Origin of the sequence: Pararoseomonas baculiformis, assembly GCF_017813395.1 — a bacterium.
Classification (GTDB): domain Bacteria; phylum Pseudomonadota; class Alphaproteobacteria; order Acetobacterales; family Acetobacteraceae; genus Roseomonas; species Roseomonas baculiformis.
The window spans coordinates 1-8384 of the sequence record NZ_JAGIZB010000061.1; the positions used below are offsets into that span (position 1 = coordinate 1).

An 8384-nucleotide genomic window follows, 5' to 3' on the forward strand; every position below is an offset into this window, starting at 1 on the left:
CTGCCGCGACCTTCTCCACAGCCAGCATTGCCGCCTCGACGGCGTGCCCCGAGACGGCCTCGAGCATCAGCGCCGTGACGGCTTGGTCTACCCGCACACCGCCGATGCCGATGCAAAGGCCTGCCCCGACGTGGGCGTCGTCGCCCCGGCACTGGTAACGGTGGGCGTGGCCAGATCCTGAACCGTAGAACACCCGCATCATGCGTCCGCAGCGCCCGCAGCGGACAAGCCCCGTCAGGAGGGCGCGGCCGCCGCGCGCGGCCTTGCGCGACACGCGCTTCTGCATGTGAGCGTTCTCGCCGAACAGGCGCTGGTTCTCCTCGAACTCCGACCAGGAGATGTAGCCCTCGTAGTTGTCGCGGATCAGCGCGCCCCACTGCTCCATCGGCCGGTCATGCCCGCTCGTCTTGCGCGCCCGGCCGTTCTCGACCCGGACCCGGCTGCCCCGGCGCGCAAATGCATAGGCGCCGGCGTAGATGGGGTTGTGCAGGACCTACACGACCGTGTGGTAGGCTGGGACCCGCCAGGTGATCCGGCAGACCGCCAGGTTGCGCTGTACGACCGGCAGGAGGAGCCCCGCCCCGCGGGCCCACAGAAACAGCTGCCGCGCGCTGCCGAGCTCGCGGTACTTCGCGAACACCATCCGGATCGCACCCGAGACCCGCTCGTCCGGGTCGATCTCAATCCGTCCGTCCTCGCTCCAGACGTAACCGGGCGGTAGGGTGAACCGTAGCGCCCCGCGCCGGGCCTTGCCGTCGCGTGCCTCGATCCCGCGCTGACGTAGCAGAGACAGCTCGTACTCGGACATCGTCCCCTTGAGCCCCAGCAGGAGCCGATCGTTGACGAGACGGGGATCGTAGGCGCCATCCGGGTCGATCACCAGCGTCCCGGCGAGCGCGCAGAGGTCGATCAGGTGGTGCCAGTCGCGGCCATTCCGCGCGAGCCGGGAGGCCTCGATGCAGTAGACTGCGCCGACCTCGCCGGCCAGGACGGTTGCGACGAGCCTGGCGAACCCTGGGCGCTCGGCCACGCCGGAACCCGACCGGCCCAGGTCCTCGTCGATAACGGTAACCGACGCAAAGCCCGCTGCCCGCGCCTGGTCGGCGAGCCCGTACTGGCGGCGCTTGCTCTCCGTGTTCCCCACCACCTGCGCCATCGTGGACTGCCGCACATAGACGGCGGCACCCCGGGCGAGGTGGTCAGCGGTGATCTTGTGGCTCATCGCGGCCGCCTCCCGCCTCGGGTGTCCGGCCGAGCGCCGCGAGCAGCAGCTCGGCCAGGGCCGGCACCGCCCCTGGGGGGATCACCGGGGCTAGCAACGGAGGACGGGGGGCGAGGTCGAGCGCGAGCTGCGATCTCGGCGGCGGACGACTCGGCATCGGAGGCCTCCTGCACGGGCAAGGCCCGCGACGATGCACCTCCAGACCACTCGCTCGCCGTCGAGAGGAGAACCGTGAGGCGGCTCAGCGCCTCCACGTCTATCCGGGGAGGGCCGAGCTCCTCCATGCCAAGACAGGCCGCCGCGTCGCACATCCACGCCGGCACCACGCGGCTCCGCCCCGGCTGTTCCTCAAGCCAGAGAATGTCGAGCCCACCCTTCGTGAGCCGCTGCACAACGCGCAGGCTCTGCCCCCGGAGCGGGTGCCACGGGTACTCGACCCGCGCCGTCGCGATTCGATATGCCGAATGAGGTTCGGTGTGGCGACCTGATCAAGATCCTCTGGCACGACGGGCTCGGCATGTCGCTCTATGCCAAGCGGCTGGAGCGGGGACGCTTTCTATGGCCCGCGGCCACCGACGGCACTGTGTCCATTTCCTCGGCCCAGCTGGCTTACATGCTGGACGGGATCGACTGGCGGAACCCGCAGCACACCTACAGGCCGCAGATCGCGGGCTGATCCGGACCGGCGCCCGGGCGATTGTGCTGGCGGCAGGTCCCGGTGTCTGATTCACTTCCGGCATGACGATCCCGCCGGACCACTCCGACGACGTCGAGGCGCTCCGCGCAGCGCTGGCTGCGGAGCGCGAGGCCCGCATCGCGGCCGAGGCGCGCGCGGTTGGGGCAGAGGCCCGCGCAACTGGCGCGGAGGCGATGATCGCGCACCTCAAACTCGTCATCGCCAAGCTGCGCCACGACAAGTTCGGCGCCTCCTCCGAGCGCGGCCGCAAGCTCATCGACCAGCTGGAACTGGAGCTCGGCGACCTCGTCGCCACGGTTGCCGAGGACGCCACACGGGCTGAGGGCCAGGGTGGGGAGTGCCCCGGGGCGCGACCGCTGCGCAAGCCGGTCCGTGGCCCTCTGCCCGCCCACCTGCCACGCGAGCGGGTGGTGGTGTCTTCGCCTTTCGCTTGTCCCTGCTGCGGCGGCAGGCTGTCCAAGCTCGGCGAGGACATCACCGAAACCCTGGAGGCGGTGCCTCGCAGCTGGAAGGTGGTCCAGACGGTGCGGGAGCGGTTCTCATGCCGGGCCTGCGAGACCATCACCGAGCCGCCCGCGCCGTTCCACCCCATCGCCCGGGGCCGAGCCGGGCCGAACCTGCTGGCCATGATCCTGGAGGCCAAGTTCGGCCAGCACCTGCCGCTGAACCGGCAGAGCGAGACCTTTGCCTAGGAGGGGGTGGAGCTGAGCGTCTCTACCCTGGCCGACTGGGTCGGCACGGCAACGGCCGTGCTCTCGCCGCTCCACGCCCTCATCGCGGCCCATGTCCTGGCCGCGGAGCGCCTGCACGGGGACGACACCACCGTGCCCCTGCTCGCCCGCGGCAAGACCGTCACGGCCCGCCTCTGGACCTACGTGCGGGACGACCGGCCCTTTGCCGGGCCAGCCCCACCGGCCGCCCTGTTCCAGTTCTCCCGCGACCGCACGGCCGAGCACCCCAGGCGCCACCTGGCCTCCTACGCCGGGATCCTGCAGGCGGACGCCTATGCCGGGTTCGGCGAGCTCTACCGGCCCGACCGCAAGCCCGGGCCGATCACCGAGGCCGCCTGCTGGGCGCATTTCTGTCGGAAGGCGTTCGAGCTGGCCGAGGTCGCCCGGGCGCCACTCGCGGCCGAAGCCGTGCGGCGCATCGACGGGGTGTTCGAGGCTGAGCGGGCGGTGAACGGGAGCCCGGCATCCGACCGCCTGCAGCACCGCCGAACGGTCGTTGCCCCGCTCGTCGCCGACCTCCACGCCTGGATGCTGGAGACCAGGGCCAGGCTGTCTCGCCACAACGACCTCGCCAAAGCGTTGGACTACGCCCTCACGCGCTGGAAGGCGTTCACCCAATTCCTCGGCGACGGCCGGATCTGCCTCACGAACAACGCCGCCGAACGTGCGCTCCGCGGCATCGCTCTCGGGCGGAAAGCCTGGCTGTTCGCGGGCTCCGACCGGGGCGGCGAGCGGGCCGCGGTCATGCTCTCCCTCATCACCACGGCGAAGCTGAACGACGTCGACCCCAGGGCGTGGCTCGCTGACGTCCTCGCCCGCATCGCCGACCACCCTGCCTCAAGGCTCGATCAGCTCCTGCCGTGGAACTGGACACCCAGGGCCACGGCGCTGCCAACCGCCGCCTGAACGTCAACCGCGGCCCTCGCCGGATGGGTACGCTGAGAAGGCCGGACGCTGCTATACGGCTCACGCGCCAAGCTGCCCGCCTCCCTCCCGAACAACAGCCACGCCAGTGTCCCACCTGGGCTCGCCCGCTATGGCGTGCTCTGGTTCAAAGCGGTCTGCCCGTTACGAAATGCGCGAGCTGTCGAAGCTAACTTTTCTTCGCAGTCGCTGTCGCCCCGGGGCGGTTCGTCGCAACTCCGCAGGCGCCAATGCCGTAACAACGTGGCCCATCATGCACAGCGAATTAGGACGAAACATTCCTGCGGAACCGGCTATGTTGCGTGCCTGCCCCTTCTGAAGCCGAGATTGCTCATTCGGGCATGCCGGCTCGACGGTAGGCCTCCTTAACCCGCGCTGCGAATTCCAGGTTCCGGTAGGGGAGAAAGAACGCCGATATGCGTGAGAGCGTAGCTGTGGGTGCGAGCCGCAGCATCTCCGCCATGGCGCGCCGTGCCTCCTCCACCCGGCCGGCGAACGCATAGGCCACGGCCAATGTCCGGAAGCAGTTCGGAAATTGCGGCTGCTCCTGCACGGCACGCTCGGCAGCGGCGATGGCATCGTCGAAGCGGCCCGCCTGGCAAAACGCAGTGGCGAGAAACACGAAATGGACATAGCGCTGGCGATCGCGCGGGTTCAGCCGCAAGGCGTGGTGAATGTCCGTGATCGCCAGTTCGGCATGGCCGAGCAACACATGAGCCAAGCCCGCCGAACTCCAGGCCTGGGACGAGTTAGGGTTTATCTGGCAGGCTGCTTCCGCCAGCGCGGCGCCGCCCTCCGGGTCCATGCAAAGGTAGCACAGCGCGAACGCTGCGCTGGCCAGGGCCGCGGCATCATCCCTGCCGGTTTTCGCCGCAAGCTCCGCCAGGCGCCTGCCTTTCGCCACATCGGCGCTGCCCAGCTCGGCGCTGCTCCTGCGCAGCGCCAGGCAGAAAGCCGCCATACCGTAGGCGACACCGTAGCCAGGATCGAGTTCGGTGGCCCTTTCGAACAGCGCCCCTGCCGCGACAAACCCTTCCAAGGTGCCTTCGTGGAAGGCTGCCATGCCTCGAAGATAGTAGTCATGCGCACTGAGATCCTGCGTCGGCTTGGCGGTGGAGCGGCGGAGCTCTGCCGCCTCCAGGTTCGGTTCCAGCGCCCCGGCCACCGCTTCCGTCACGCGGTCCTGCAGCTCGAACACGTCGTCGAGCGCGGCGTCGAAGCGCTCCGACCAGAGCTGCCGTCCGGTCTCGGTCTCGGCGAGCTGACAGGTGATGCGCACCCGCCCGCCAGCCTTCCGCACGCTGCCATCCAGCACGTAGCGCACGCCGAGGTCGCGCCCGACCTCGCGCACATCGACCGCGCGGCCCTTGTACGTGAAGGCGGAGTTGCGGGCGATGACGAAGAACGAGCGGATGCGCCCGAGGGCGGCAGTGATCTCCTCCACCATGCCATCAGCGAAATACTCTTGCTCAGGGTCGCCCGATATATTGGCGAAGGGCAACACGACGAGGGAGGCGCGGTCCTCCGGCGGGGCGAGCGGCATCGACGCAGGCGGTGCGGCGGTGACTACGGTGTCGAGCATGTAGCCACGACGCGGCACGGAGCGCAGCACACGCCCCTCCTCGTCGCCGATGGCGCGCCGTGCCTCGCGCACTGCCTGGAACAGGCTGTCTTCCGCCACATGCACGCCAGGCCAGACGGCATCCAGCAGCGCGTCCTTGGTCACAATCCGCCCGGCCTCACGGGCTAGCGTACGCAGCAGGTCAAACGGTTTCGGGGCCAGGGGCACTTCGGTGCCGGCTGCATTGCGCAGGCTGCCGCGGCCGAGGTCGAGCGTGACGCCTGCGAAGCACAGCACCTCCCCTTCCGCCTTGTCCGCCATGCGCCCCGCCATCCGATCGGAACTTCGGCCGATCATAAACAAACCATCGGTGGTAGGTCAGCCGTGATTCAGGACGCCTCGCGGTCGTACGGGCGATGCTCCAGCCGTGCCCGACGCTTCGCCGGGCCTCGGACGAAGGAGCCGACAATGAGCGCGACCAATGCCTTCTCCCCCACCCTGGCTCCGGCGGCGCCGGTGCGTAGCGACTGGCGCGGGCGGCTCGCGGGCTGGCTGGCGCGGATGAACACCCGCCGGCAGCAGAAGGCGGAAGAAGCAGCGGCGCTGTATCTTGCGGACCGCCTCAACCGCGATCTCAGGCTGCCTCCCGGCCCGACGCATGAGGACCGCGTCTGGGGTGCGGGGGGGCTGATCTCGCGCTGACAGGGGATCCGGCCGGCGCAGTTCAGATTCCCGTCGCGCCGCGTGTGCCCAGAGTCCGGCCCCACAAAGCGGAGGGCTAAGTTACGCGCGTGGCCGAGGATCTAGCCATTCTCAAGCAAGTGGCTGCCCCAGAAGGCTCCGCACCCGAGAGAGCCAGCGATTGTGGGAAGCGCCCCTGCCCCATCCTCCACGCTAGCCAGTAGAGGATTATCGCGCCTAGGTGCCGCGCCAGAGATGCTGGTTTGGCCCGAGTTTGCTGGCGTTTCGGCTGAGCACCCACAGAAGAGACCACTATGGGACGCGACCCGCGCGTCCGCCGATGCTGGCCCAAAAACGAAGAACCGCCACCGAGCAAGGGCAAGGCCCAGGTCTGGCAGCGGCTCCTATCCGGCCCAAGCTGGCCCGGGTCTCACGCAGTATAGAACAATAATGCCCGAAGCCGGAATGACTTTTCGAATAAATATGCAGCGCAACCTGCAGCACTCTGACACCGTGGCCTCCCCTGCTCTGAGGCGCGGCTGACCGTCGGGGGCGCTGCATCCCCGCCTTGCGGCATCCCGAAAACCAGAAGCTCCCTCCTCAGGTCCGAACCAGCACAGTCCCAGGCCCTCGCGCCAGGGATGCACCGAGGTGCTCGGTGCTGCGTACGCGGCTGAACATTATATCTGCGCCATCTACCGCGACGCCGCACGATTCTTCTGTTCTTGCAACGTCTTGCGTGGCTACCTGGGCAGCTCAGCGGATGGAGGGCTCCATGCAGCCCAATGCGCAACCGGCTCCTTCCCAGGAGGTAAACCCAGACCAGGAGGATCTGCTGGTCGAGTTGGTTCTGGCTACTTCCAAGCTCCTTTTGGCAGTAGCAGCGCTTCGGAGCGACGCGGAACAGCCATTCGGCACAGGGGCTGTCCTTGCCCCGCCTTCCCCGTTCGGCACCGTCCAGGCTGTCGGCCCCGCCGCTTCTGCGAACGAGCCGCTCCGGCCTGGCCGGTGCATAGACCCCTCCTCATCGGCCTGATGTTCTCGAACCTTTCGGCTATCCCAGAACTTGTGCCAAGCCTGCCCTCTTCGCAGGGCGAGTTCGGGGCTAGCTCAGCATGTAGCCACAGATGACACCGCAGCTCACAAGCGCCAGAAGCCCAAAGCTCATTAGAGACTGGTGGGCCTCCTGGCGGGGCAGCGGGCGGATGCCCGATTTCACGAGGTTGGCCCCGAGCATGCCGACGGCCAAGAGCATGCCCGGCTGTAGCTCTTGCCGCCTTTTGCCGAGACTATCGAAGGCTGTTTGCATGTGCGACCTCCCCCTTGAGGCCGGAACGCTATCAGCCCTTCCGCTCCGATGGGAGAGACTGTTCGTTGGCCCTTCGGCGCGACCGTACACCCTGCCTCTCACACGCCGGCCCACCATTCCGGCCACTGCTCGTCAACTTGCCGTTGCCCCTTTCCCTCGGCGTCTTTGACCGCACCTCATGCGGCGTGGTGTCCAACAACCTCGCTGTAGAGTGGGCCTGCAGTTCAGGTGTAGGGGAGACCAAGGTCGGGGGGGAGAAGCTGTGCATCATGGCAGGCGCCCCTGCCCTACCCGGTACACGCGCTGCTGAGGGTTTATCGTGCCTGAATGGCCGGTGAGAGAGACAGGTTCAGCCTGAATTCACTGGGTTCTTGTGTGAGCAGCATGGAACACATTGAGCGAGCGGCGGCTATGCAGTGACTTGGCCGCTTTGATAGGCACAGCCTATCCTCACGGCAGGCAGCATCGCATTGCGGGTTTCGCTACGGGCCCGGCATAGTTCCCTCCCCAGGAGAGGACCCGAATGCCCGCATCCCCCGTTGCAATCTTCGCCGCCGGTTTCATTGCTGGTGGCATCGCCCTCGGTGGTGCCGTCGCCCATGCCCGCATCACGACGTTGAACTCTGCCATCGCCGGGGTCCTGCCGAACTCCGAAGGAAGCCTGTTCTGCGTCACCTCGGCCAACGCCGTTCGGCCAATTGCGGGGATGTCCCGGAACAGCAGCGTCAACGCCCCGGGCGGCGTCACGATGCGATGCCCAGCCTGATTCTAGCGCTTCGCCGAGGGCACTTGGGCTGGAAGGCCGGCCTCAAGGCTGCCGATCCATCCAGTGGGTTGTCCAGTGCAGGGGTGACCAGTTACGGCTCATCAGGCTTGAGCCGCCGCCTGCACAAGGCCTACGCCCGTGGCAGCCAGACCGGCGCGTCGCCTCCGAGGCGCGGCGTTGGGCTGTGCCAGCGGGGTGGTGTCTGCGACATGCGGAGCACCGGGCCAAGGGTCAGGAGGTCGCCATAGACACCCTCTTCCCGGACCTGCAGCGGCGCGAGTCGATCCTCGGCGAGGACCTCCGGCGCGGACGAGAAGTCCTGCAGCAGACCCTGGCGCTGAAGGAGCATGGCGGATCCGCAGAGAGAGGCGTGCACCGCCCAGCTCCCGCCCTCCCGAGCGCGGCGGGCCAGGGCGAGCAGGGCGCCATAGGTGGCGAGATAGCCGGTCGTGTAGTCGCAGACCGGCGCAAAGACGAGCTTCGGCTGGCCCGC

At 68.1% G+C, this 8384-nt stretch carries 8 protein-coding genes and 2 pseudogenes; 4 read left to right on the forward strand and 6 right to left on the reverse strand.

The features are described 5' to 3' along the window. From J8J14_RS25270 to J8J14_RS25860, 4 genes and pseudogenes are all read right to left on the reverse strand, one after another. Positions 1–490, reverse strand: a 490-nt coding sequence (locus J8J14_RS25270) for a recombinase zinc beta ribbon domain-containing protein (protein ID WP_245216137.1), incomplete at its 3' end; no start/stop codon positions are given. A gap of 3 nt (positions 491–493) precedes the next feature. Further along, a complete protein-coding gene (locus J8J14_RS25275; RefSeq protein ID WP_245216135.1) occupies positions 494–1222 on the reverse strand; it encodes a recombinase family protein in 729 nt (242 codons plus the stop codon). Beyond that, complete coding sequence (locus J8J14_RS25280; RefSeq protein WP_245216136.1) at positions 1200–1379, reverse strand: hypothetical protein; 180 nt, start codon at positions 1377–1379, stop codon at positions 1200–1202. Before J8J14_RS25280 ends, J8J14_RS25275 begins: the two co-directional genes overlap by 23 nt. A 154-nt stretch (positions 1380–1533) precedes the next feature. Then, positions 1534–1674: pseudogene (locus J8J14_RS25860) on the reverse strand (DUF5372 family protein); the annotation flags it as partial. Between the two features lie 5 nt (positions 1675–1679). On the opposite strand from J8J14_RS25860, the gene tnpB reads away from it, so the two are divergent. Continuing rightward, entirely contained in the window at positions 1680–1898 is a 219-nt protein-coding gene (tnpB, locus tag J8J14_RS24060; protein WP_209382074.1) for an IS66 family insertion sequence element accessory protein TnpB, read from the forward strand. Positions 1899–1960: 62 nt separating this feature from the next. Next, positions 1961–3556: pseudogene (gene tnpC / locus J8J14_RS24065) on the forward strand (IS66 family transposase). 349 nt (positions 3557–3905) lie between these two features. On the opposite strand, the gene J8J14_RS24070 reads toward tnpC, so the two are convergent. Continuing rightward, complete coding sequence (locus J8J14_RS24070) at positions 3906–5456, reverse strand: winged helix-turn-helix domain-containing protein (RefSeq protein WP_209382075.1); 1551 nt, start codon at positions 5454–5456, stop codon at positions 3906–3908. Positions 5457–5603: 147 nt separating this feature from the next. On the opposite strand from J8J14_RS24070, the gene J8J14_RS24075 reads away from it, so the two are divergent. Together J8J14_RS24075 and J8J14_RS24080 are read left to right on the forward strand one after the other, a co-directional pair. Further along, complete coding sequence (locus tag J8J14_RS24075) at positions 5604–5837, forward strand: hypothetical protein (protein WP_209382076.1); 234 nt, start codon at positions 5604–5606, stop codon at positions 5835–5837. A 1811-nt stretch (positions 5838–7648) separates the two neighbouring features. Beyond that, the gene (locus tag J8J14_RS24080) at positions 7649–7891 is read left to right on the forward strand and encodes a hypothetical protein (protein ID WP_209382077.1); all 243 of its coding nucleotides are present in this window, start codon (positions 7649–7651) and stop codon (positions 7889–7891) included. A 130-nt stretch (positions 7892–8021) separates the two neighbouring features. Here the strand turns inward: J8J14_RS24080 and J8J14_RS24085 are convergent. After that, positions 8022–8384, reverse strand: a 363-nt coding sequence (locus tag J8J14_RS24085) for a CoA transferase (RefSeq protein WP_209382078.1), incomplete at its 5' end; no start/stop codon positions are given.

Coding starts and splice junctions, on each gene's coding strand:
- J8J14_RS25275 (WP_245216135.1), bottom strand. CDS start 1,222: ATGAGCCACAAGATCACCGCTGACCACCTCGCCCGGGGTGCCGCCGTC.
- J8J14_RS25280 (WP_245216136.1), bottom strand. CDS start 1,379: ATGCCGAGTCGTCCGCCGCCGAGATCGCAGCTCGCGCTCGACCTCGCC.
- tnpB (WP_209382074.1), top strand. CDS start 1,680: ATGCCGAATGAGGTTCGGTGTGGCGACCTGATCAAGATCCTCTGGCAC.
- J8J14_RS24070 (WP_209382075.1), bottom strand. CDS start 5,456: ATGGCGGACAAGGCGGAAGGGGAGGTGCTGTGCTTCGCAGGCGTCACG.
- J8J14_RS24075 (WP_209382076.1), top strand. CDS start 5,604: ATGAGCGCGACCAATGCCTTCTCCCCCACCCTGGCTCCGGCGGCGCCG.
- J8J14_RS24080 (WP_209382077.1), top strand. CDS start 7,649: ATGCCCGCATCCCCCGTTGCAATCTTCGCCGCCGGTTTCATTGCTGGT.